This window comes from Streptomyces sp. NPDC020996, from assembly GCF_040641355.1.
Lineage (GTDB): Bacteria > Actinomycetota > Actinomycetes > Streptomycetales > Streptomycetaceae > Streptomyces.
The window spans coordinates 1-22,394 of the sequence record NZ_JBFADM010000097.1 but is presented as its reverse complement, the minus strand read 5'-3'; the positions used below and the strand labels follow the sequence as shown (position 1 = coordinate 22,394).

Genomic DNA, 22,394 nt, shown 5'->3' with positions numbered 1-22,394 from the left:
CGCACCGGGAGGCTGTGACACGGGCGCAGTCCGCGTCACAGCCTCCCGATGTCCCCCCGCGGCATCCGCGGCGCCCGCCTCGGCGGTGTCCGCCCGCTCAGCAGGATCAGCCGGGCCGCCCGGTGCCGCTGCCCCGCGTACGGCTGGAGCAGCTCCAGCATCACGGAGTCGTCCGCGTCCCGGTTCCCGGCCAGCGCCCACCCCACGATGCCCGGCAGGTGCAGGTCCCCCACGGTCACCGCGTCCGGCGCCCCGTGGCTGCGCTGCACCGTCTCCGCCGACGTCCACGGCCCGATCCCCGGCACGGCCTCCAGCCGGGCCCGCGCGGCCTCCGGCGCCATCCCGGCCGCCTCCTCCAGCCGCGCGGCGACCCGCACGGCCCGCAGGATCGTCGACGCCCGCTTGTTGTCGACCCCGGCGCGGTGCCACTCCCAGGACGGGATCAGCGCCCACGTCCGCGGCGCCGGCATCACCCACAGCCGGCCGCCCGCCGCGGGCCCCGGCGCCGGCTCGCCGTACTTGCGCACCAGCAGCCGCCAGGCCCGGTACGCCTCGTCGGTGGTGACCTTCTGCTCCAGGACCGACGGGATCAGCGACTCCAGCACCAGCCCGGTCCGCGTCAGCCGCAGCCCCGGCCGCCGGTGCCGCGCCAGGGCCACCACGCGGTGCCGGGGCGCGAAGGCGTCCGGGTCGTCCGCGGCCCCGAGCAGCTGCGGCAACTGCTCCAGCAGCCACTCGGCCCCCGGACCCCACGCCTCCCCGCGCACCTCGCCGGCGTGCGCGGTCACCCGCAGCGTCCCCGGCCCGGCCGGGGTCAGAGTGGCCCGCCACACGGACCCGTCGGGCATCGCCCGGAACGTCGGATCGGCCGGCCCGCGCCGCAGCGGCCCCAGCACCAGGCCGAGGTCCAGCGGCCCGTCCGGCACCACCGTCCGCACCCGCCCCGCGGCGGCGGGGCGCGGCGCCCCGGTCGGCGCGGGCACGGCGACATGCCCGCCGCGCACCGTCGTACGCGTGGGCCGGGGAGCGAAACGTCCTGCCACGAATGAAGTCCCGGGATGTCGGAGGGGCCCTATGAGGGTAGACGCACCCGGGAGGCCCGTACCGCACCCCGCAGACGCACCCGGACGGCCCGCAGGCATCTCGCCGAACGCCTCACCGCACCTCGATGAACGCCTCCGCGTCCCGCTCCGGCCGGGGCCGCGGCTCCTCGGCCGGATGCCCGACCGCCACCGCCCCCATCGGGTCCCAGTCCCCGGGCAGGCCCAGCACCTCGCGCACGACGTCCCGGCAGAACATCGTCGACGACACCCACGCCGACCCCAGCCGCTCCCCGGCCAGCGCGACCAGGAGGTTCTGCACGCCCGCGCCGGCGGCGACGACGAACATCTCCCGCTCGGCGCCGTCCCGCCGCGCGTCGCCGTAGCTGTGCGCCCCGTCCGCCACCAGGCACGGCACCACCAGGTACGGCGCGTTGCGCAGCACGTCCCCGCGGCGGACCCGCTTGGCGATGGATTCCTCGGTCTTGCCGTCGCGCCGCAGGTCGGCGATCCAGGCGTCGCGCATCGCGTCCAGCAGCCGCGTCCGCGACTCCTCGGACTCCAGCAGCACGAACCGCCACGGCGTGGTGTGGTGCGGCGCCGGCGCGGTCACCGCCGCGGCCACCGCCCGCCGCACGGCACCGGGGTCGACGGGCTCGTCGGTGAAGGCCCGCACGGTACGGCGCTGGGTGACCGCCAGCCGTACCGCCTCGGAGGTGCCCAGCCGGAACATGTCGTCGCGCGCGTCGCGCACCATGGCCCGCGCGCCCTCTCCGTGCTCCTCGTCGTCCCCGGAGGCCACGGCGTCGCCGCCGACCAGGTGTGCCAGCCCGCGCACGACGGCGACGGGCCGCCCGGCGGCCTTGCCCTTGACCAGGTCGCCCGCGGCGGCCAGTTCGTCGGCCGTGGCGACGACGGTGGCGCTCAGCGGATTGCCGTGGGCGTCCGTGCCGCCGCGCAGGTCGTCCAGCACGCGCACGCCGGCGGCGCCGATGGCGACGTCCGTCAGCCCCGAGCGCCAGGGCCGCCCGAAGGTGTCGGTGACCAGGACGCCGACGTCGACGCCGAGGGCGGCGCGCAGCCCCGCGCGGATCGCGCGCGCGGAGGCGTCCGGGTCCTCGGGCAGCAGCAGCACCGTCCCGGCGGGGGTGTTGGAGGCGTCGACCCCGGCGGCGGCCATGACCAGGCCCTGCCGGTTCTCCACGATGCGCAGCGGCCCGCGCCGCGCCACCACCCGGACCGTCTCGGCGTCGATGGCGGCCTCCCGGTCGGCCGCCTCGACCACGCGGCCCTCCGCCTTGGACACGATCTTCGAAGTGACGAGCAGTACGTCGCCGTCGGCCAGGCCGGGCTCGGCGGCGGCGATCAGCTTGGCGAGGTCGTCGCCGGGGGCGACCTCGGGCAGTCCGGGCACCGCCCAGACCCGGTAACCGTCGGCGGGTGTCTCGCTCACGCCCCCCGCACCTCCTCCGCCAGGGCGAGCGCCTCTCGGGCCATCCGCGCGCTCGCGTCGAGGTCGGTCATCATCAGCGGCACCGCCCGGCACCGGATGCCGGCCGCCTCCACGCGGTCCACCGCGCCGGCGTCCACGGTGTCGACGAGCCAGCCGTCCAGCATGCCGGAGCCGTAGTGCTCGGCCACCGCGGCGGCCGTGGACTCCACGCCCACCGCGGCGAGGACCTTGTCGGCCATGCCGCGCACGGGCGCGTCCCCGACGATGGGGGAGAGGCCGACCACGGGCACCCCCGCGTCGGCGATCGCCTCGCGGATGCCGGGCACGGCGAGGATCGTGCCGATCGAGACGACCGGGTTCGACGGCGGGAACAGCACGACGTCCGCCTCCGCGATCGCCTCCAGGACGCCCGGCGCGGGCTTGGCCTGCTCGGCGCCGACCGGGACGACCGCCTCCGCCGGGACCGAGGCCCGCAGCCGCACCCAGTACTCCTGGAAGTGGATCGCCTTGCGCTCGCCGTCGATCTCCACGGCGACGTGCGTCTCGACGCGGTCGTCGGTCATGGGGATCAGCCGCACGCCGGGCTGCCACCGTTCGCACAGCGCTTCGGTCACCGCGCTCAGCGGATATCCGGCGCCGAGCATCTGCGTCCGCACGATGTGCGTGGCGAAGTCCCGGTCGCCGAGCCCGAACCACTCCGGCCCCACGCCGTACGCCGCGAGGTCCTCCTTGAGGTGGAAGGTCTCGTCGGCCCGCCCCCACCCCTGCTCCTCGTTGATGCCGCCGCCGAGCGTGTACATCACCGTGTCGAGGTCCGGGCAGACCTTCAGCCCGAAGAGGTGGATGTCGTCCCCGGTGTTGCCGATGACGGTGATGTCCGCGTCCGGTGCGGCCTTCTTCAGGCCGCGCAGGAACCGGGCACCGCCGATGCCGCCTGCCAGAACCACAATGCGCATGAAAACAGTGTGTCAGCCGCCGGGCCGACTCGGTGCCGGGTGCCGGGTGCCGGGGCCGGGTGGTCGGACCGGTGACGGGCCGGCCGGTCCCGCGGGCGGGCGCGACCACGGGTCAGGCGGTCACCGGACGCGCCTCGCAGGCCGCGGAGGTGTGCATGGGCATCTCGGTCAGTCCCGGGTAGTACACGTGCAGGCTGACCGCCGGCTCCAGCGCGTCGTTGACGACCTCGTGCACGTAGCCCGGGGCGAACACGCGCTGGGCACCGGCCCGCAGCGCGCGCGTGCCGCGCTCGGTCCGTTCGGTCAGCGTGCCCTCCAGCAGCGTCAGCACGCCGGAGGAGCGGCCGTGGTCGTGCAGCCCGCTGCCCTGCCCCGGCACCCAGGACAGCAGCCACACCTCGTAGCCCGGTCCGGTGCGCAGCCGGTGGTACCAGCGCGTGGTGGCGTCGTACCGGACGAGGTGCTCCCACTGGGAGCGGTCGGCGGCGATGGAGCGGGCCAGGCCGACGAAGTCGGCGACGGTGGCCGGGTGCTCGCGCGGGGGCTGCAGCAGGTGGGGGACTTCGAGGATGTCGCCGGCGATCTGGAGGTCGCTGTCGCTGTTCATAGGAGTGCGGGGGTTCCTCAGTGAAGGAAGGCCGGAAGGCCGGAATGCCAGAGGGAACGAGAGCCGGGTCGCGGACGACACGGCCGACAGCCGGAGCGGGTGTGGCTCAACAGCCGGAACAGCGACAGCTACAGCGAGCGCGGGCAGCACCGTGGGACCCGGCGGTGCGGGTCGAGGTGAGTGCCGGATTCGCGAGCATGCCCACAAGCACATCGGTTCACACCTCCGCTGTCAACCTGACGCCCGGTATGTGGGACCTGTTTCACCTCATCCGGTTCATGCGCGAGGTGAAGGGTTTGTCGGAATGCCGTCAGGGCACATGGGCACCGCCGGGTGCCCGGGCCTCGTTGTGATCCTGTGATCCGAACGTGATCCGGTTTGCTTCGCGGCGCGCGTGGAACGAGGTCGAAGCTCTGGGCGTCCTTCCTCATACAGGCCCGTGTGCGGGGTCGGGGGCCCGTCGGGCCCGCCTGCATGTCAAGGTTTATGCCTATTTGAACACTTTCCGCATGGCCTTGGTTCCGCAGAGTGAATAAGGGGCCCAATAGCAGATCTCGGCTTGACTCGCCCGGAGCAGCACACTTGTAATTTCACTCGTGTCGTTCAGCCGGAATCGGTTACGGCTACATCACGGGGACGCGAAAGACAGAGGGGCGCACATGACCGAGCTGGTGCAGCAACTGCTGGTCGACGACGCGGACGAGGAACTCGGCTGGCAGGAGCGCGCGCTGTGCGCCCAGACCGACCCCGAGTCGTTCTTCCCCGAGAAGGGCGGCTCCACCCGTGAGGCCAAGAAGGTCTGCCTCGCCTGCGAGGTCCGCTCCGAGTGCCTCGAGTACGCCCTCGCCAACGACGAGCGGTTCGGCATCTGGGGCGGCCTGTCGGAGCGGGAGCGCCGCAGGCTGAAGAAGGCCGCCGTCTGACCCGGGCGCACCCGCCCGCACCCGAACCGAACGGCCCGTCGCCCCGGTTGTCCACAGGCGGCGGGCTGCCCGCCCGTCGCCCCTCATCGAGGCGCTCCGCGCCGCCCCTTCTGGTTCTGCCGATAGTGTGGTCGCTCGTCCGAGACGCCTCACCGCCCCCACGGGCCGCAGGCGTCCACCGCAGTCCATCGAACCGGGGCCCGTACCTCGATGTCCGTGCACAGCCACACGGCAGCCCACGACCACGCTGCCACACCTGAGTTCCCGCGTCATGTGGTGACCGCGGTGCTCGTCTCCCACGACGGCGCCCGCTGGCTCCCCGACGCGCTCGCCGGGCTGCTCGGCCAGGAGCGCCCCGTCCAGTGCGTCATGGCGGCCGACACCGGCAGCGCCGACGACTCCGCCCAGCTGCTCACCGACGCCCTCGGCGCCGACCGCGTGCTCCACCTCGCCCGGCGCACCGGCTTCGGCCAGGCCGTCGAAGAGGCGAGCCGCACCGCGCCCGTCCTCACCCCGGACGAGCTGCCGTACCTGAAACGGCCCAGCGGCTGGGACCCCGTCACGCGCACCTGGCGCGACGACGCCTACGACATGCCGGAACTGCCGCACGGCGAACCGGTCCAGTGGCTGTGGCTGCTGCACGACGACTGCGCCCCCGAACCCGACGCCCTGGCCCAGCTGCTGCGCGTCGTGGACAACGAACTGGAACTCGGCCGCGACGACGTGGCCGTCGTCGGCCCCAAACTGCGCGGCTGGTACGACAAGCGGCAACTGCTGGAGGTCGGCGTCACCATCGCCAACTCCGGCCGCCGCTGGACCGGCCTGGACCGCCGCGAACAGGACCAGGGCCAGCACGACCACGTGCGGTCAGTGCTGTCGGTGTCCACCGCCGGCATGCTGGTGCGCCGCGACGTCTTCGAACGGCTCGGCGGCTTCGACAAGCGGCTGCCCCTGATGCGCGACGACGTCGACCTGTGCTGGCGCGCCACCGCCGCCGGCCACCGCGTCCTCGTCGCCCCCGACGCCGTCGTACGGCACGCCGAGGCCGCCTCCCGCGAGCGCCGCACCGTCGACTGCGTGGGCCGCACCGCCGCCTCCCCGCACAAGGTCGACAAGGCGGGCGCCGTCTACACCCTCCTCGTCAACGCGCGGACCGCCGCGCTGCCGTGGGTGCTGCTGCGCCTGGTGCTCGGCACGCTCGTGCGCACCGTCGCCTACCTCGTCGGCAAGGTCCCCGGACAGGCCCTCGACGAGATCCGCGGCCTGCTGGGCACCCTGCTGCGGCCCGAGCGGATCATCGCCGGACGGCGCAGACGCGGCGCCCCGCAGATCGACAAGGGCGAACTGCGGGCGCTGTTCCCGCCGCCCGGCGCCACCGTGCGCGCCACCGTCGAACAGGTCGCGGGCGACCTCGTCGGCCGCTCCGACCCCGAGGCCGGCTCCGGCGCGGGGCGCCACGGCGGCGGCATCGAGTCCGGTCCCGGCGGCGACGACGCCGACTTCCTGGAGATCGAGCAGTTCGCCCGGCTCAAGCGCATCGCCCGCAAGCCCGGCCCGATGCTCTTCCTGGTGCTGCTGCTGGTCTCCCTGGCCGCCTGCCGCGCGCTCCTCGGCGGCGGCGCGCTCTCCGGCGGCGCCCTGCTGCCCGCCCCGGCCGACGCCGGCGAACTGTGGTCGCGCTACCTCGACGCCTGGCACCCGGTGGGCGCCGGCGGCACCCCGTCCGCGCCGCCCTACCTCGCGATCGTCGCGCTGCTCGCCTCCGCGCTGTTCGGCTCGACCGGGCTCGCGGTCACCTTCCTGCTCGTCGGCTCGGTACCGCTGGCCGGCTGCACCGCGTACTTCGCCTCCCGTCCGCTCGTCGAGTCGCGCCTGCTGCGCGCGTGGGCGGCTGTCTTCTACGCCTTCCTGCCCGCGGCCACCGGCGCGCTCGCCGGCGGCCGCATCGGCACCGCCGTGCTGGCCGTGCTGCTGCCGCTCCTCGCCCGTGCCGGCGTCGCGGCCGCCGGCCTGGCCAACACCGCCGGCGCACGCGGCAGTTGGCGTGCCACCTGGGCGTACGCGCTGCTGCTGACGATCACCACCGCGTTCACGCCGATCGTGTGGCCCGTCGCGCTGGTCCTCGGCATCGCCGTGCTGGCCGTGCGCCGCGCCGACATCATCGCCAACGCCCTGCGCTTCCTGGCCCAGCTCGGCACCCCCCTGCTGGTGCTCGCGCCCTGGTCGCTGTCCCTGCTGCCGTTCGGCTTCTTCAAGGAGGCCGGCCTCACCTACGGCGCCTCGGCCGCCTCCGCGCTCGACCTGCTCGGCACGAGCCCCGGCGGGCCGGGCACGGCAGGCGGGCTGACGCTGATCGGCATCGTGGCGGCCGCGCTGGCCGCCCTGCTGCGCTCCGAGCGGCAGTTCGGCATCTGGACGGCCTGGGCGGTCGCCCTGGTGGGCCTCGTCTTCGCCGCGCTGTCCAACGGCTCGGCCTGGGCCGGCCCCGCCACCCTGGTCTACGGCCTTGCCCTGCTGTCCGCCGCCCTGCTGGGCGCCGACGGTGCCCGCGCCCGGGTGGCCGAGCAGAGCTTCGGCTGGCGCCAGCCGGTGGCCGCGCTGATCGCGCTCGCCTGCGCCGTGGGCCCGCTGGTGGCCGCCGCCGGCTGGATGATCCGCGGCGCCGGCGACCCCCTCGAACGGCGCGACCCGGTGCAGGTGCCCGCGTTCGTCGCCGAGGAGAGCGGCACCCGAGACCAGCCCCGCACGCTCGTGCTGGACAGCGACTCCACGGCCCACGTCGCCTACACCCTCGTCCGCGGCTCCGGCGCCCGCCTCGGCGACGCCGAACTCGCCGCGGCCGGCGACGGCAACGGCAGGCTCGACAAGGTCGTCGCCAACCTCGTCGCCGGCTCCGGCGCCGACCAGGCCGACCAGCTCGGCAAGTTCGCCGTCCGCTACGTCCTGGTCCACAAGGGCGCGCCCCGCGCGGTCACCCGGGTCCTGGACGCCACGCCCGGCCTCTCGCGGCTGAGCCAGCAGGACGGCGGCGCCCTGTGGCGGGTCGACCAGGAGGTCGCGCGCGCCACCATCGTCAGCGCCTCCGGCTCCGGCACCCCGCAGCCCGTCGCCGCCGGGCCCGTCGAGATCCACACCACGGTCCCGGCCGGTTCCGACGGGCGCGTCCTGCGCCTCGCCGACACCGCCGCCGAGGGCTGGACGGCCACCCTGGACGGCAGGCCGCTCACCCGCACCACGGTCGACGGCTGGGCCCAGGGCTTCGAACTCCCCGCCTCCGGCGGCAGGCTGGACGTCACCTTCGACGCCCCGATCGGCCACACCGCCTGGCTGTGGGCGCAGGGCTCGCTCGCCGTCGTCCTCGTCGTCCTCGCCCTGCCCGGCCGGCGCCGCGACGTCGACGACGACCTCCCCGAGGAGGAGGCCGCCGTCCCCGCCCAGGCCGTCGAGGGCGAGGGCCGCCGCGCCCGCCGCCTGCGCGCCCAGGCCGAAGCCGACGCCGAGGCCGACGCCCAGGCCGAAGCCGACGCCGAGGTGACGGGCGGCGGACAGGAGCCGGAGTTCCCGGCGGCGGAGGAGGCTCCCGTGCCCGTCCCGCAGCAGCAGTCCTACGGAGACTGGGACGAGGCCGCCTACGCGGGCGCCGGATACGGCGAGTACGGCGGCGAGCAGTACCAGGGCGCCCAGCAGTACCCGGCGGGCACGTACGACCAGACGTATGCGGCCGACCAGCCCTACCCGGCGGACCCGTACCAGGGCGGCCAGGGCGGCCAGTACGACCAGTACGACCAGTACGGGTACGGCGACGCGGCACCGGACCCGTACGCGGGGCAGCCGGCGTACGACCCGGCGTACGACCCGTCGTCGTACCAGCAGGGCTACGACCCCGCCTACGACCCGGCGCAGCAGCACCCGCACGCCCCTGAGCGCCCCGACGGGAGTCAGCAGTGAACCGCACCACCCTGTCCCTGATCGCCGGCGCGGCCGCGCTGGCCGCCGTCACCGGGTTCGCCTCGCTCACCGCACCCGGGGCCTCCGGCACGACGGGCACGGACACCGTCAAGGCGGCCGCCGAACTGCCCGTGGAGCGCACCAGCCTGCTGTGCCCGGCGCCCAGCTCCTCCGACCTCGCCGACACGACGTACACGTCGTTCACGCCCGTCACCAAGGGCACCGGCAGCACCGGCAAGGCCGAACTGGATTCCGCCGCCGAGCAGTCGGCCGACGGGACGGGCGACACGGGCGGCAAGAGCGGCAGCGGCAAGGCTGCCGGCAGCGGCAAGAAGAAGGCCGGCAAGCCGGTCCTCGCCCCCGAGAAGCCGGGCACGCCGGCCACCGGGGACACCTCGGGCGGCGACGCGCCGGCGCTGCTGGGCACCGCCGAGGGCAAGTTCGCGCCCGGCTGGACCGTGCAGCAGACCACGGAGGTCGCCGCAGGCGCCGGCCGCGGCCTGCAGGGCCTCAACTGCACAGCGCCGGACACGGAGTTCTGGTTCCCGGGCGCGAGCACGGACGCCGCCCGCACCGACTACGTGCACCTGACCAACCCCGACGACTCCGCCGCCGTCGTCGACCTCGAGCTCTACGGCAAGGACGGCGCCCTGAAGTCGGCCGTGGGCGAGGGCATCACGGTCCAGCCGCACTCCAGCGAGCCGATCCTGCTGTCCACGCTCAGCGACGAGAAGCAGACCAACCTCACCCTGCACGTCAACGTGCGCAGCGGGCGCGTCGGCGCCGCCGTGCAGGCCCTGGACGACACGCTGGGCGGCGACTGGCTGGCCGCGGCCACGGACCCGGCGGGCAGCCTGGTCCTGCCCGGCATCCCGAAGGACGCCACGGCGGTGCGCCTGATCGCCTTCGCGCCGGGCGACGCGGACGCCGACCTGAAGGTACGGCTCGCCTCCCCGTCCGGGCTGATCACGCCCGCCGGGAACGAGACGCTGCACGTGAAGGCGGGCATGACGACCGCCGTCGACCTCGGCGACGTCACCCGCGGCGAGGCCGGCTCGCTGGTGCTGACGCCCACCGGGCAGTCCGCGCCGGTCGTCGCGGCGCTGCGGGTGGTGCGCGGCAAGGGCGCCAAGCAGGAGACGGCGTTCATCCCGGCCGCCGGCCAGGTCGGCACGCGCGCGACCGCCGCCGACAACAGCGGCAAGGGCTCGACCCTCTCCCTCACGGCGCCGAACCGCACCGCGCGCGTGAAGGTCACCGCCTCCGCGGGCAGCGAGGGCGGCACGGCGGTGTCGCGGACGTTCACGGTCAAGGCCGGTACGACGCAGGACATCGACGCCCCGGTCCCCGACGGCCTGAAGGGCACGTACGCGCTGACGGTCGAGCCGCTGTCCGGCGGCCCGGTGTACGCGGCCCGCACGCTGGCGGCGACGGAGGAGGGGGTGCCCGGCTTCACCGTGCAGATCCTGCCCGACGACCGGGGCACCGTCGCGGTGCCGGAGGCCGAGGAGGACCTGTCGGTACTGCAGCGGTAGGTCCGCGGCGGACGGGCAGAAGGGCGGGAAGAGAACCGCGGCGGAGGGCGTGAGGAGATCAGCCCTCGCCGTGGCGTGGGGCCTCAGTCCTCGCCGTAGCGCGGATCCACCGTCTCCGGCGTCAGACCGAGCAGCTCGGCGACCTGTTCGACCACGACCTCGTGCACCAGCGCGGCCCGTTCGTCCCGGCCCTTCGTGCGGATCTCGACCGGCCGGCGGTAGACGATCACCCGGGCCGGCCGCCCCTGCCGGGAGGGGACCGTGCCGCCGAGCGGGACCGCCTCGTCGCTGTAGGACTGCCCCGGCCCGTCCAGGCGGGGCACCTCGAGGACGACGAAGTCGATGTCGGCCAATTGCGGCCACCGCCGTTCCAGACGCTCCACGGAGTCCTGCACCAGGTCCGCGAACGCGTCGGCGCGGCTCGCGGCGAGCGGCACCTGGGGCGGCGCGATCGGGCCGCGCATGCCCCGGCCGTGGCGATCACGACGGCGGGGCCCGGGGCCGGCGGCACGGGGCGGTACGGCGTTGTCCATCACTGGTGAAGGGTAGTCCCCGCCGGGATCCCGCGCCCGGCCCCACGCGGCGTACGGCCGCCTCGCACGGCATGTCGCAGGATGACCATTCCGGCCAAGGCTGGGCTCGATTCCGTATCTCTCCGGTATCTCTCCGAGACCGTCGGGCTCAAGACGAATGACAGGGTTTGTCCCGAGTGGCGACCGGGCGTGACGCCTCCGGGCACCGCCCGGACGGCCGTCGGCGCAGGTCAATGGGGCGGCCCGGACGTCGGTGTGGGGCGTTTCACAGCACGACACGGGGGAGCGACCTGATGGAGAGTCGTCGCGGCCCGCTCAAGAGTGCGGTACCGTCCAACGTCGTGAGCCCTGTACGTCGCTGTTCGCGCACCGCTTGCGGCCGTCCCGCCGTCGCGACGCTGACGTACGTCTACGCCGACTCGACCGCGGTCCTCGGCCCGCTCGCGACCTACGCCGAACCCCACTGCTACGACCTGTGCGCCGAGCACTCCGAGCGCCTCACCGCGCCCCGTGGCTGGGAGGTCGTGCGGCTCCTCGACGGCTCCGCACCGGCCCGCCCGAGCGGCGACGACCTGGAGGCGCTCGCCAACGCGGTGCGCGAGGCGGCCCGCCCCCAGGAGCGGGCGGCGGGAGCCGGCGGCGGGGCACGCGGGGCGGACCCGATGGAGGTCGCCCGGCGCGGCCATCTGCGGGTGCTGCGCTCGCCGGACAACTGACCGGCCCCCGCCACGACATCTCGCGAAACGTTCCGCTGGGTGACCCGCCCGGCGTGACGCGCCCCGTGTGACGCCCTCCGCGTGCTCAACCGTGCCGCGATGCCGATTCCCTGACCTGACGTTACGACTGTGGGTCCCTTCCGCCACCGCACGAAATCCCGCCGGCCGGTCCGGGTAGTTTTGGGGCGACCGACATCACTTCCTGGAGGGCCGGCCGTGACTGCTGATCTGACGCAGATCGTGAAGGCGTACGACGTACGCGGAGTGGTCCCGGACCAGTGGGACGAGTCGCTCGCCGAACTCTTCGGCGCGGCCTTCGTCCAGGTGACCGGGGCCGAGGCGATCGTCACCGGACACGACATGCGCCCCTCCTCGCCCGGCCTGTCGGGCGCCTTCGCGCGCGGGGCGGCCGCCCGGGGCGCCGACGTGACCGAGATCGGCCTCTGTTCGACGGACCAGCTGTACTACGCCTCGGGCGCGCTGGGCCTGCCGGGCGCGATGTTCACGGCCTCGCACAACCCGGCCCGGTACAACGGCATCAAGATGTGCCGCGCGGGCGCCGCGCCCGTCGGCCAGGACACGGGCCTGACGCAGATCCGCGAACTGGTCGAGGAGTGGACGCGGTCGGGCGCACCCGAGCCCGACCCGACGCCGGGAACGGTCACCCGGCGCGACACGCTGCGGGACTACGCGGCCCACCTGCGCTCCCTCGTGGACCTGACCTCCATCCGCCCGCTGAAGGTCGTCGTCGACGCCGGCAACGGCATGGGCGGGCACACCGTGCCCACGGTCCTCGCGGGCCTGCCGCTCACGGTCGTCCCGATGTACTTCGAACTGGACGGCACCTTCCCCAACCACGAGGCCAACCCCCTGGACCCGGCCAACCTCGTGGACCTGCAGAAGCGGGTGCGCGAGGAGTCCGCCGACCTCGGGCTCGCCTTCGACGGCGACGCCGACCGCTGCTTCGTCGTCGACCAGAACGGCGACCCGGTGTCGCCGTCCGCGATCACCGCCCTGGTCGCCGCCCGGGAACTCGCCAGGAACGGCGGCAACGGCGCGGTCATCCACAACCTGATCACCTCCTGGTCGGTCCCGGAGGTGGTGCGGGAGAACGGCGGCACCCCGATCCGCACCCGCGTCGGCCACTCCTTCATCAAGGCCGAGATGGCGAGGACGGGCGCGATCTTCGGCGGCGAGCACTCCGCGCACTACTACTTCAAGGACTTCTGGAACGCCGACACGGGCATGCTGGCCGCCCTGCACGTCCTCGCGGCCCTCGGCGGCCAGGACGGGCCGCTCTCCGACCTCGTCGCCCAGTACGACCGTTACGCCGGCTCCGGCGAGATCAACTCCACGGTCGACGACCAGGCCGCCCGCCTGGCCGCGGTGCGCGCCGCCTACGAAGGCGCCGACGACGTCGAACTGGACGACCTCGACGGCCTGACCGTCTCCTCGGCCGACTGGTGGTTCAACGTCCGCCCGTCCAACACCGAGCCGCTGCTGCGCCTGAACGCGGAGGCACGCGACGAGGAGACGATGGCGAAGGTGCGGGACGAGGTACTGGCCATCATCCGCGGCTGACCCCGCCCGGAGTCCGTGCGGAGTCCCCCCGGAGTCCGTGCGGAGTCCGCCCGGAGTCCGCCCGGGCGGCGGTGCGGGAGCCTTCGGGAAACCGAAGCCCGACCACCGCCGCCCGACTCCGCCACCGCCCGTCCACCGGCGGTACGCTGACCAGGCACATCCGTACGGCACACGCACGCGGCGGGCAACCGCACGCGCCCCGGCCCCGAAGGGACACCCCATGCCGCTCGAAGCCGGCCTCCTGGAGATCCTCGCCTGCCCCGCCTGCCACGCTCCCCTCAAGGAGCAGGACGACGAGCTGATCTGCACCGGCCAGGACTGCGGTCTGGCGTACCCCGTCCGCGACGGCATCCCCGTCCTGCTCGTCGACGAAGCGCGCCGTCCCGCGTAAACCCCCGGCGATCGGAGGCTGCCGCCATGCTCGACGAATCGCTGCTCGACGCCCCCGAGGGACTCTCGGAGGCCGATCACCGCGGTCTGCTCCGCGGCGCCGCCGAAGCAGGCGCCCGCGTCCGCACCGCCGCCCGGCACGCCGCCGAGGCCGGCGTCAACGACCTCAAACCGGATGGCCGCCCCCGCGCCGTGATCATCGCGGGCCCCGGCGCCGCCGCCACCACCGTCGCCGACCTCCTCGGCACGCTCGTCGGCCCCGGCAGCCCCGTCACCCGCCTTACGCCCACCGGCGTCGCCCCCGCCGCAGGCGCCCTGCGCTGGGAACTGCCCGGCTGGGTCGGCTCCGTCGACCTGCTCCTGATCGCCACCCCGGACGGCACCGAACCGGGTCTCGCCCTGCTGGCCGAGTCGGCCTACCGCCGCGGCTGCACGGTCGCCGCGGTCGCCCCCGCCGGCACCCCGCTCGCGGAGGCGGTCGCAGGCGCCCACGGCCTGTTCGTACCGCTGGCCGTGGCCCCCTACGAGCAGGACGAACCGCTCGCCGCGTCCGCCCCCGGCGTGCTGTGGGCGCTGCTCACCCCGCTGCTGGCGCTTCTGGACCGCATCGGCCTGCTCCTCGCCCCGCCGGACGCCCTGGAGAAGGTCGCCGACCGCCTCGACCAGGTCGCCGAACGCTGCGGCCCGGCCATCGCGACCTACAGCAACCCCGCCAAGACGCTCGCCGCCGAACTCGCCGACGCGCTGCCGCTGGTGTGGACCGAGGGAGTCTCGGCCGGACCCGCCGGCCGCCGGTTCGCCGCCGCCCTGGCCGAACTGTCCGGCATCCCCGCGCTCGTCGCCGAACTGCCCGAGGCGCTCGCCGCGCACAGCGCCCTGCTTGCCGGCCCGCTCGCGGCCAGCGCCGACCCCGACGACTTCTTCCGCGACCGCGTGGAGGAACCGCCCGCACTCCACGCACGCGTGGTGCTGCTGCGCGACCGCCCGATCGGCGGCCTCACCGCCGCTCCGGGCGCCCGTGACCTGGCCCTCAGCCACGACACGCCGATCAGCGAACTGGAGCCGGAGCCCGGGGCCGAACTGGAGACCCTGGCCGAACTGATCGCCATCACGGATTTCGCCGCCGTTTACCTGGCGCTCGCCACCAGGGCCTGACCTGGACCCACCCCTCCCGGCCAGCGCCCGCTGGGCAGCGTACGTACGGAGACAGAGACACAGCATGGACCGCCTGGACAACACCATCCGCCCCTACGCCTGGGGCTCGACGACCGCCATTCCCGGACTGCTCGGCGTCGAACCCAGCGGCGAGCCGCAGGCCGAGATGTGGATGGGCGCCCACCCGGGCGCGCCCTCGCGCACCGGACGCGGCACGCTCGCCGAGGTGATCGCCGCGGACCCCGAGCGGGAACTCGGCCCGGCGGCCACGGCCAGGTTCGGCCCCCGGCTGCCCTTCCTGCTCAAGATCCTCGCCGCGGGCGCCCCGCTCTCCCTCCAGGTCCACCCCGACCTCGACCAGGCCAAACAGGGGTACGAGGACGAGGAGCACCGCGGCGTCCCGGCCGACGCCCCGCACCGCAACTACAAGGACGCCAACCACAAACCCGAACTCATCTGCGCGCTCACCGAGTTCCACGGCCTGTGCGGCTTCCGCGACCCGCTGCAGGCCGCCGATCTGCTCGACGGCCTCGGCGTCGGCGCCCTCAAGCCGTACGTCGACCTGCTGCACGCCAGCCCCGCGGACGCGGCCCTGCGCGAGGTGCTCACCGCCGTCCTCACCGCCGATCCCGAGGAGATGCACCGCACCGTGGCCGAGGCCACGACGGCCTGCACCCGCCTCGGCGGCGCCTACGCGCCCTACGCGGACATCGCCCACCACTACCCGGGCGACCCGGGCGTGATCGCCGCCATGCTGCTCAACCACGTCCGCCTGCAGCCCGGTGAGGCTCTGTTCCTCGGCGCGGGCATCCCGCACGCCTACCTCGACGGCCTCGGCGTCGAGATCATGGCCAACTCCGACAACGTCCTGCGCTGCGGCCTGACCCCCAAACACGTCGACGTGCCCGAACTGCTGCGCATCGTCCGCTTCGAGCCGAGCGACCCCGGCGTCCTGCGCCCGGAGGCCTCCCCCGACGGCGAGGAGGTCTACGAGACCCCCATCGACGAGTTCCGCCTGTCGAGATACGTGCTGCCCGAGGGCGGCGCCGCCCACGACCTCACCCGAGCGACCCCGCAGATCCTGCTGTGCACGGCAGGCCGCGTGCGCGCCGGCGAACACGAACTCGGCCCCGGCCAGTCGGTCTTCGTCCCGGCGGGCGAGACGGCGGAGGTGTCCGGAGCGGGCACGCTCTTCCGGGCCACTGTGATCGTATGACCGCGGTTGTGGACACCTGACGAGCCGTCCACCGACCGGGCTGCAAGAATGGCCCACCGGCAAAGGACGGGCAAAGGCCTGCGGGCTGAACGGGTCAGACGGGCAAAGGCGAAGGGACAACGCGGACATATGAGCGCGTCAGGCGGCACCAGGGCGATCGTGGCGGCACTCGGCGCCAACCTCGCGATCGCGGCATCGAAGTTCGTGGCGTTCGCCTTCAGCGGCTCCTCGTCCATGCTCGCCGAGGGCGTGCACTCGCTCGCCGACTCCGGCAACCAGTTCCTCCTCCTCGTCGGCGGCAAGAAGGCCGAGCGCGAGGCGACTCCGCAACACCCCTTCGGCTACGGCCGCGAGCGGTACATCTACGCCTTCCTCGTCTCCATCGTCCTGTTCTCCGTCGGCGGCATGTTCGCCATCTACGAGGGCTACGAGAAGATCAGCCACCCGCACGAACTGGAGCACTGGTACTGGCCGGTGGGCGTCCTCGTCTTCGCGATAATCGCCGAGGGCTTCTCCTTCCGCACCGCCATCAAGGAGTCGAACGAACTGCGCGGCGGCCTGTCCTGGTCGCAGTTCATCCGCCGTGCCAAGGCGCCCGAGCTGCCCGTCGTCCTGCTGGAGGACTTCGGCGCGCTCATCGGCCTGGTCCTCGCCCTCGGCGGGGTCGGCATGGCCCTGCTCACCGGCGACGGCGTCTGGGACGGCATCGGCACGGTCTGCATCGGCGTCCTGCTCGTCCTGATCGCCCTCGTCCTGGCCGGCGAGACCAAGTCGCTGCTGCTCGGCGAGGCAGCGGGCCTGGAAGAGGTCAAGAAGATCGAGCAGGCGATCGTCGACGGCGACACGGTCACCGGCATCATCCACATGCGCACGCTCCACCTCGGCCCCGAGGAGCTGCTGATCGCCGCAAAGATCGCCGTCCAGCACGACGACACGGCCGCCGAGGTCGCCGCCGCCATCAACGCCGCCGAGGACCGCGTCCGCGCGGCGGTCCCGATCGCCCGCGTCATCTACCTCGAACCGGACATCTACAGCGAGGCCGAGGCCGCCAAGGGCCCGGACCGCGAGGCCACCCCCGGAGGCCCGGCACCCCACCCCGCCGGACACTGACATCCCACGCCGCACGACGACGGGGCCCGCCGGACTTCCGGCGGGCCCCGTCGCCGTGACGCGCCCATCCCACCGCCCGCACGGCTCGCCCGCCGCGTCCTGATCGGCGTGATGTGTTCGAGTGGACTGGGGACGCGCGGGCCCACCGGTGTAGCTTGGATCCGAGCCAGACGTCGCTGCTGATGGCGGTCGGGCGGTCCCGACACGGACCGGCCGAGGGAGAGAGGGCCTCCGACGGACTGCGCTGCGCGCACGCGGGCATGCCTGTGTCCTCTTTCGGGCACCCCTGTGTCCGCCGCCGCGCAGACCAGACGTACCCACCTCGCCCCAACCCCGAGGAGCAGCTCGTAATGACGACTGTCGACAACCGACAGGACTTCAAGGTCGCCGACCTGTCCCTGGCCGAGTTCGGCCGCAAGGAGATCACCCTCGCCGAACACGAGATGCCGGGCCTGATGGCGATCCGCGCGGAGTACGCCGACGCGCAGCCCCTCGCCGGCGCCCGCATCACCGGCTCCCTGCACATGACCGTGCAGACCGCCGTCCTCATCGAGACCCTGGTCGCCCTGGGCGCGCGGGTCCGCTGGGCCTCCTGCAACATCTTCTCCACCCAGGACCACGCGGCCGCCGCCATCGCCGTCGGCCCGAACGGCACGCCGGACAACCCGCAGGGCGTCCCGGTCTTCGCCTGGAAGGGCGAGACCCTGGAGGAGTACTGGTGGTGCACGGAGCAGGCGCTGACCTGGTCCGACACCCCCACCGGCGGTCCGAACATGATCCTGGACGACGGTGGTGACGCCACCCTCCTCGTCCACAAGGGCGTCGAGTACGAGAAGGACGGCAAGGTCCCCGCCGTCGACACCGCCGAGTCGGACGAGCACCGCGTCATCCTCGAGCTCCTGCACCGCACCATCAGCGACGGCTCGCAGAAGTGGACCCAGCTCGCCTCGGAGATCCGCGGCGTGACCGAGGAGACCACGACCGGCGTCCACCGCCTGTACGAGATGCAGCGCGACGGCACCCTCCTGTTCCCGGCGATCAACGTCAACGACGCCGTCACCAAGTCGAAGTTCGACAACAAGTACGGCTGCCGCCACTCCCTGATCGACGGCATCAACCGCGCCACCGACGTCCTGATCGGCGGCAAGACCGCGGTCGTCTGCGGCTACGGCGACGTGGGCAAGGGCTGCGCGGAGTCCCTGCGCGGACAGGGCGCCCGCGTGATCGTCACCGAGATCGACCCGATCTGCGCGCTCCAGGCGGCCATGGACGGCTACCAGGTCACGACCCTCGACGAGGTCGTCGACAAGGCCGACATCTTCATCACCACGACCGGCAACCGGGACATCATCATGGCCGACGACATGGCCAAGATGAAGCACCAGGCGATCGTCGGCAACATCGGCCACTTCGACAACGAGATCGACATGGCCGGCCTCGCCAAGGTTCCCGGCATCGTCAAGGACGAGGTCAAGCCGCAGGTCCACACCTGGACCTTCCCGGACGGCAAGAAGATCATCGTGCTGTCCGAGGGCCGTCTGCTGAACCTGGGCAACGCGACCGGCCACCCGTCCTTCGTGATGTCCAACTCGTTCGCGGACCAGACGCTGGCCCAGATCGAGCTGTTCACCAAGCAGTCCGAGTACCCGATCGGCGTCTACACGCTGCCCAAGCACCTCGACGAGAAGGTCGCCCGCCTGCACCTGGACGCGCTCGGCGTGAAGCTGACCAAGCTGCGTCCCGAGCAGGCCTCCTACATCGGCGTCGAGGTCGACGGCCCGTACAAGCCGGACCACTACCGCTACTGAGCGGCTCGCCGTACGGGCGACCGACGGCGACCGCCGCGGTCACCGAGGAGCGTGTCGGTGCGCTGACACGCCCCCCCGGCCGTGGCGACTCCACCCGAGGCAGGCCCCCGCACCCCCGTGTCGGGGGCCTGCCCCTTTGGCCGTCCGTGACCCGGACCAGCCCGTCAAGACCCAGGACCCCCATGCCCCGCGGCCGCTATTCGCTCCACGATCCGCACGATCACACCCCCCTCGCAGAAGAACACTTCCAGTGCGCCCCCGGCCCGTCCGGCTGGCGCTACGTCTCCCGGCTCGTCACCCCGGCCGGCGACCACGGCGGCTCCGTCGACCTCGCTCTCGACGAACTCGGCCGCCCCCTCCGCCTGGAACTGCACGCTGCCGGCTGGCAGGTCCGCGGTGCCGCCCTCGACGGCGTCACCTGGGTCCGCACCGACCCCACCGGAACCCAGGCCACCGAAGGCAACGTCCGCGCCCACGCCTTCACCGGCACCTCTCCGGCATTCCTCGTCGCGACCACTCGTCTCCTGCGCCTCACCCCCTCCGCCTCCGCAACCCGCGTACGCCTCGTCGCCTTCACGGACCCCGTCCTCGCCCCGCGCACCGTGGACCAGTCCTGGGCCTTGGTGAGAAGAGAAGCACACGCCACTGACAACGGCCCCCTGACGGTGGACGAATACCAGGTCACAGCCCTGGACACCGGCGAACAGCACGCCGTTCACATCGCCGGGGACGTGGTCCTGGCGGCCCCCGGCGTCCAGCTGGAGGACCTCGAATCGCCCCCGTCCGTCTTCACCTGAGCAGCGCCGCGATCACGCAGGCGGCACGAACCCGGTGGCGGGGCGGTCGGCCGGCGCGGCGTCCTGCGGCACGGCCGGTGGACGGCCGTCTGCCGGCCCCCCGGACGGAGCCGGAGCCGGTGGCGGGGCGGACGCCGATGGCCCGGGTCCCGAGGCTCCCGGCCCCGAGATTCCGGGACCCGACATTCCGGGCTCTGATGTTCCGGGTCCCGACGGCAAGGCCCAAGGCCCAGCGGCTGCCTGGTACGCGGTCGGCGAACCGTGGGCGGCCCGCGCCGTGCCGGGAGCGGGCCAGGCCCCTGCGACGGGTCCGCCGGCAGCCGGCCCGCCCACGCCCGCAGGACCGTTCGCGAAGGTCCGCCGCATCTCCCGGGCCTGCCGTTCCTGCACCACCGCGGCCAGATACGCCGCCGCCGGCACCCCCTGCGGCACCGGCGCCCCCGTGCGGGCCGAGAGGTCGGAGGCGAGCCGTTCCGCCATGGTCCAGCCCACCTGCGGGTCCAGTTGGTGCATCCGCGTCAGGTACTGCCGGACAGCCAGCCACAGGCCGTCGGGAACGGCCGACAGATCCAGCCCCGTGAACCGCCCGGCCAGCCAGGGAGGCGGCGGAGGCAGGGAACCTGTCCGCACGGCCGGCACCCGTTCCCGCACGACGAGGGTCCCGGCGAAGACGTCCCCGAGCCGCCGTCCCCGAGCCGACACCAGGGAGGCGATACAGGCCACGACCCCGAACGTCATCAGGATCTCCACCACTCCGATGCCACCCCGGACCAGCGCGTGCCGGAACCGGATCGGACCGCCGTCGTCCCGGACCACCCGCAGTCCGCACGCCATCTTGCCGAGCGAACGCCCATGGCTGAGCGTCTCGACCGCGATCGGCGTGCCCACCAGCACCAGAACGAACGTCGCGATCGACACCGCGGTCTGCGCCGCTTGGTCCAGCGAAGCGGTGGCGGCGACCAGAGCTATGGTCACGACGAGGTAGCCCACCATGTACACGGCGAGATCGAGGAGTATCGCCGGCACCCTGCTGGGCAGCCTCGCGGGGCGCAGCTCCAGCGCCACCGCCTCACCCGTCACCAGCTCACTCACGCCCGTCGTCCTTCCCCTGGCCTGCCCCGTGGACGGCCAGTCTGCCAAGCTGAGCGCACATCGCGCGTCCGTACGACAAGCTGATCCCACGACCACCGACGAACAGCCGAGGAGCAGGCAGACAGATGGACCTCGACGTCTTCGTCAGCGCCCACCGGGCGGAGTGGGACCGACTGGAGACCCTGCTCAGGCGCCGACGTCGGCTCAGCGGCGCCGAGGTCGACGAACTCGTCGCCCTCTACCAGCGCACGGCCACCCACCTCTCCCTGATCCAGTCCAGCGCTCCCGACCCGCAGCTGACCGGCCGGCTCAGTCAACTCGTGGCACGCGCGCGCAGCGCCGTGACAGGCACCCGACGTGCCTCCTGGAGCGACGTCACGCGTTTCCTGGCCCACGGTTTCCCCGCCGCGGTCTACCGCTCGCGCCGCTGGTGGGTCCCCACCGCGCTCCTGTCCACCGCGGTCGCCGTCCTCCTGGGCTGGTGGATCGGCACGCACCCCGAGGTGCAGTCCGCCATCGCGGCCCCCGACGAGCTGCGGGACCTCACCCGGCCCGGCGGCCAGTACGAGACCTACTACTCCAGCCATCCCGCGGCCTCCTTCGCGGCACAGGTGTGGACGAACAATGCCTGGGCCGCCGCGCAGTGCCTGATCCTCGGCGTCTTCGTCGGCCTGCCGGTCCTCTGGATCCTCTTCCAGAACATGCTCAACCTCGGTGTCGGCTTCGGCCTCATGTCCTCGGCGGGCAGGCTCGACACCTTCCTCGGCCTCGTCCTCCCGCACGGCCTGCTGGAACTGACGGCCGTCTTCGTCGCCGCCGGCACCGGACTCCGCCTCGGCTGGACGCTCATCGACCCAGGGCCGCGTTCCCGGCGCACAGCCCTCGCGGAGGAGGGACGCGCCGCGGTGGGCATGGCGATCGGCCTCGCACTCGTCCTCTTCGTCTCCGGAGCCATCGAAGGCTTCGTCACCCCCTCCGGCCTGCCCACATGGGCCCGCATCGGCATCGGAATCGCCGCCGAGCTGGCCTTCCTCGCCTACGTCTTCGTCCTGGGCGGCCGGGCGGCCCGCGCCGGCGAGACGGGCGACGTCGAGGAGGCGGAGCGGAGCGCGGTGGTGCCCACGGCCGCCTGATGTGCGGAGGGGCTCGCCGAGCTGCTACTCTCTTCTCCGCCCCACGAAGATCCGTTGACACGGAGTGAGTGGGGAGGTAGATTTGAGCAGTTGCCTGGACTGGATCTGGTTCGGTCGGCAGCTGTGAACATCTGTCTGCTTCTCGGAGCAGCGATCCTCGATCGCCGATCCCGAAGAAGCTCCCCCCGATGAATCGGAAAAGAGTTGCCGGTCAGTCCGGCGCGAAACTTCTGATAAAGTCGGAACCGCCGGAAAGGGAAACGCGAGAGCGGGAACCTGGAAAGCACCGAGGAAATCGGATCGAGAAAAGATCTGATAGAGTCGGAAACGCAAGACCGAAGGGAAGCGCCCGGAGGAAAGCCCGAGAGGGTGAGTACAAAGGAAGCGACCGTTCCTTGAGA

The 22,394-nt window shown here is 73.3% G+C and carries 18 protein-coding genes; 12 read left to right on the top strand and 6 right to left on the bottom strand.

The window, feature by feature from the left end; genetic code table 11:
- Positions 1-35: 35 nt before the first annotated feature.
- From AB0G63_RS36890 to AB0G63_RS36875, 4 genes are all read right to left on the bottom strand, one after another.
- Positions 36-1,043, bottom strand: coding sequence for a DNA-3-methyladenine glycosylase 2 family protein (locus AB0G63_RS36890; RefSeq protein ID WP_360759538.1), 1,008 nt, complete (start codon positions 1,041-1,043; stop codon positions 36-38).
- Positions 1,044-1,155: 112 nt separating this feature from the next.
- A complete protein-coding gene (locus tag AB0G63_RS36885; RefSeq protein ID WP_360759536.1) occupies positions 1,156-2,493 on the bottom strand; it encodes a coenzyme F420-0:L-glutamate ligase in 1,338 nt (445 codons plus the stop codon).
- A complete protein-coding gene (cofD, locus tag AB0G63_RS36880) occupies positions 2,490-3,449 on the bottom strand; it encodes a 2-phospho-L-lactate transferase (RefSeq protein WP_360759533.1) in 960 nt (319 codons plus the stop codon). The genes AB0G63_RS36885 and cofD overlap by 4 nt, the downstream gene beginning before the upstream one ends.
- A 112-nt stretch (positions 3,450-3,561) precedes the next feature.
- Complete coding sequence (locus AB0G63_RS36875) at positions 3,562-4,056, bottom strand: cysteine dioxygenase family protein (protein WP_360759530.1); 495 nt, start codon at positions 4,054-4,056, stop codon at positions 3,562-3,564.
- 659 nt (positions 4,057-4,715) lie between these two features.
- Here AB0G63_RS36875 and AB0G63_RS36870 point away from each other — a divergent pair.
- From AB0G63_RS36870 to AB0G63_RS36860, 3 genes are all read left to right on the top strand, one after another.
- Positions 4,716-4,979 carry a WhiB family transcriptional regulator gene (locus AB0G63_RS36870; RefSeq protein ID WP_003975777.1) on the top strand — a complete coding sequence of 88 codons (264 nt, stop codon included), beginning with the start codon at positions 4,716-4,718 and terminating at the stop codon, positions 4,977-4,979.
- A 210-nt stretch (positions 4,980-5,189) separates the two neighbouring features.
- Positions 5,190-8,927 (top strand): glycosyltransferase family 2 protein, encoded by a 3,738-nt coding sequence (locus tag AB0G63_RS36865; RefSeq protein WP_360759527.1) that lies wholly within the window; start codon positions 5,190-5,192, stop codon positions 8,925-8,927.
- Positions 8,924-10,462, top strand: coding sequence for a DUF5719 family protein (locus AB0G63_RS36860; RefSeq protein WP_360759524.1), 1,539 nt, complete (start codon positions 8,924-8,926; stop codon positions 10,460-10,462). Before AB0G63_RS36865 ends, AB0G63_RS36860 begins: the two co-directional genes overlap by 4 nt.
- 83 nt (positions 10,463-10,545) lie before the next feature.
- Here AB0G63_RS36860 and AB0G63_RS36855 read toward each other — a convergent pair whose 3' ends face one another.
- Positions 10,546-10,995 carry a metallopeptidase family protein gene (locus AB0G63_RS36855; RefSeq protein ID WP_360759541.1) on the bottom strand — a complete coding sequence of 150 codons (450 nt, stop codon included), beginning with the start codon at positions 10,993-10,995 and terminating at the stop codon, positions 10,546-10,548.
- A gap of 293 nt (positions 10,996-11,288) precedes the next feature.
- Here AB0G63_RS36855 and AB0G63_RS36850 point away from each other — a divergent pair, with 293 nt between their 5' ends.
- The 8 genes from AB0G63_RS36850 to AB0G63_RS36815 all read left to right on the top strand — a co-directional run bounded on the left by AB0G63_RS36850 (position 11,289) and on the right by AB0G63_RS36815 (position 19,768).
- Positions 11,289-11,711, top strand: a complete 423-nt coding sequence (locus AB0G63_RS36850) for a DUF3499 domain-containing protein (protein ID WP_324783104.1) — start codon at positions 11,289-11,291, stop codon at positions 11,709-11,711.
- Positions 11,712-11,927: 216 nt separating this feature from the next.
- Positions 11,928-13,292 (top strand): phosphomannomutase/phosphoglucomutase, encoded by a 1,365-nt coding sequence (locus tag AB0G63_RS36845; RefSeq protein ID WP_360759521.1) that lies wholly within the window; start codon positions 11,928-11,930, stop codon positions 13,290-13,292.
- A gap of 220 nt (positions 13,293-13,512) precedes the next feature.
- The gene (locus tag AB0G63_RS36840) at positions 13,513-13,683 is read left to right on the top strand and encodes a Trm112 family protein (protein ID WP_159666488.1); all 171 of its coding nucleotides are present in this window, start codon (positions 13,513-13,515) and stop codon (positions 13,681-13,683) included.
- A gap of 26 nt (positions 13,684-13,709) precedes the next feature.
- A complete protein-coding gene (locus tag AB0G63_RS36835; RefSeq protein WP_360759518.1) occupies positions 13,710-14,837 on the top strand; it encodes an SIS domain-containing protein in 1,128 nt (375 codons plus the stop codon).
- A 64-nt stretch (positions 14,838-14,901) separates the two neighbouring features.
- Complete coding sequence (gene manA / locus AB0G63_RS36830; RefSeq protein ID WP_360759515.1) at positions 14,902-16,053, top strand: mannose-6-phosphate isomerase, class I; 1,152 nt, start codon at positions 14,902-14,904, stop codon at positions 16,051-16,053.
- Between the two features lie 129 nt (positions 16,054-16,182).
- The gene (locus AB0G63_RS36825; RefSeq protein WP_360759512.1) at positions 16,183-17,163 is read left to right on the top strand and encodes a cation diffusion facilitator family transporter; all 981 of its coding nucleotides are present in this window, start codon (positions 16,183-16,185) and stop codon (positions 17,161-17,163) included.
- Between the two features lie 350 nt (positions 17,164-17,513).
- On the top strand, positions 17,514-18,971 hold the full coding sequence (gene ahcY / locus AB0G63_RS36820) for an adenosylhomocysteinase (RefSeq protein WP_360759509.1): 1,458 nt from the start codon (positions 17,514-17,516) through the stop codon (positions 18,969-18,971).
- 182 nt (positions 18,972-19,153) lie between these two features.
- On the top strand, positions 19,154-19,768 hold the full coding sequence (locus AB0G63_RS36815; RefSeq protein WP_360759506.1) for a hypothetical protein: 615 nt from the start codon (positions 19,154-19,156) through the stop codon (positions 19,766-19,768).
- Positions 19,769-19,780: 12 nt separating this feature from the next.
- Here the strand turns inward: AB0G63_RS36815 and AB0G63_RS36810 are convergent, their stop codons facing one another.
- The gene (locus AB0G63_RS36810) at positions 19,781-20,860 is read right to left on the bottom strand and encodes an RDD family protein (RefSeq protein WP_360759503.1); all 1,080 of its coding nucleotides are present in this window, start codon (positions 20,858-20,860) and stop codon (positions 19,781-19,783) included.
- A 125-nt stretch (positions 20,861-20,985) separates the two neighbouring features.
- Here AB0G63_RS36810 and AB0G63_RS36805 point away from each other — a divergent pair, with 125 nt between their 5' ends.
- Entirely contained in the window at positions 20,986-21,993 is a 1,008-nt protein-coding gene (locus AB0G63_RS36805) for a stage II sporulation protein M (RefSeq protein ID WP_360759500.1), read from the top strand.
- Positions 21,994-22,394 lie beyond the last annotated feature (401 nt).

Excerpts from the sequence above, each read along its gene's own strand:
- ahcY (WP_360759509.1), top strand. The coding sequence starts at position 17,514 with ATGACGACTGTCGACAACCGACAGGACTTCAAGGTCGCCGACCTGTCC.
- AB0G63_RS36850 (WP_324783104.1), top strand. The coding sequence starts at position 11,289 with ATGGAGAGTCGTCGCGGCCCGCTCAAGAGTGCGGTACCGTCCAACGTC.
- AB0G63_RS36840 (WP_159666488.1), top strand. The coding sequence starts at position 13,513 with ATGCCGCTCGAAGCCGGCCTCCTGGAGATCCTCGCCTGCCCCGCCTGC.
- AB0G63_RS36815 (WP_360759506.1), top strand. The coding sequence starts at position 19,154 with ATGCCCCGCGGCCGCTATTCGCTCCACGATCCGCACGATCACACCCCC.
- AB0G63_RS36875 (WP_360759530.1), bottom strand. The coding sequence starts at position 4,056 with ATGAACAGCGACAGCGACCTCCAGATCGCCGGCGACATCCTCGAAGTC.
- AB0G63_RS36865 (WP_360759527.1), top strand. The coding sequence starts at position 5,190 with ATGTCCGTGCACAGCCACACGGCAGCCCACGACCACGCTGCCACACCT.
- AB0G63_RS36825 (WP_360759512.1), top strand. The coding sequence starts at position 16,183 with ATGAGCGCGTCAGGCGGCACCAGGGCGATCGTGGCGGCACTCGGCGCC.
- AB0G63_RS36805 (WP_360759500.1), top strand. The coding sequence starts at position 20,986 with ATGGACCTCGACGTCTTCGTCAGCGCCCACCGGGCGGAGTGGGACCGA.
- AB0G63_RS36870 (WP_003975777.1), top strand. The coding sequence starts at position 4,716 with ATGACCGAGCTGGTGCAGCAACTGCTGGTCGACGACGCGGACGAGGAA.
- AB0G63_RS36835 (WP_360759518.1), top strand. The coding sequence starts at position 13,710 with ATGCTCGACGAATCGCTGCTCGACGCCCCCGAGGGACTCTCGGAGGCC.
- manA (WP_360759515.1), top strand. The coding sequence starts at position 14,902 with ATGGACCGCCTGGACAACACCATCCGCCCCTACGCCTGGGGCTCGACG.
- AB0G63_RS36855 (WP_360759541.1), bottom strand. The coding sequence starts at position 10,995 with ATGGACAACGCCGTACCGCCCCGTGCCGCCGGCCCCGGGCCCCGCCGT.
- cofD (WP_360759533.1), bottom strand. The coding sequence starts at position 3,449 with ATGCGCATTGTGGTTCTGGCAGGCGGCATCGGCGGTGCCCGGTTCCTG.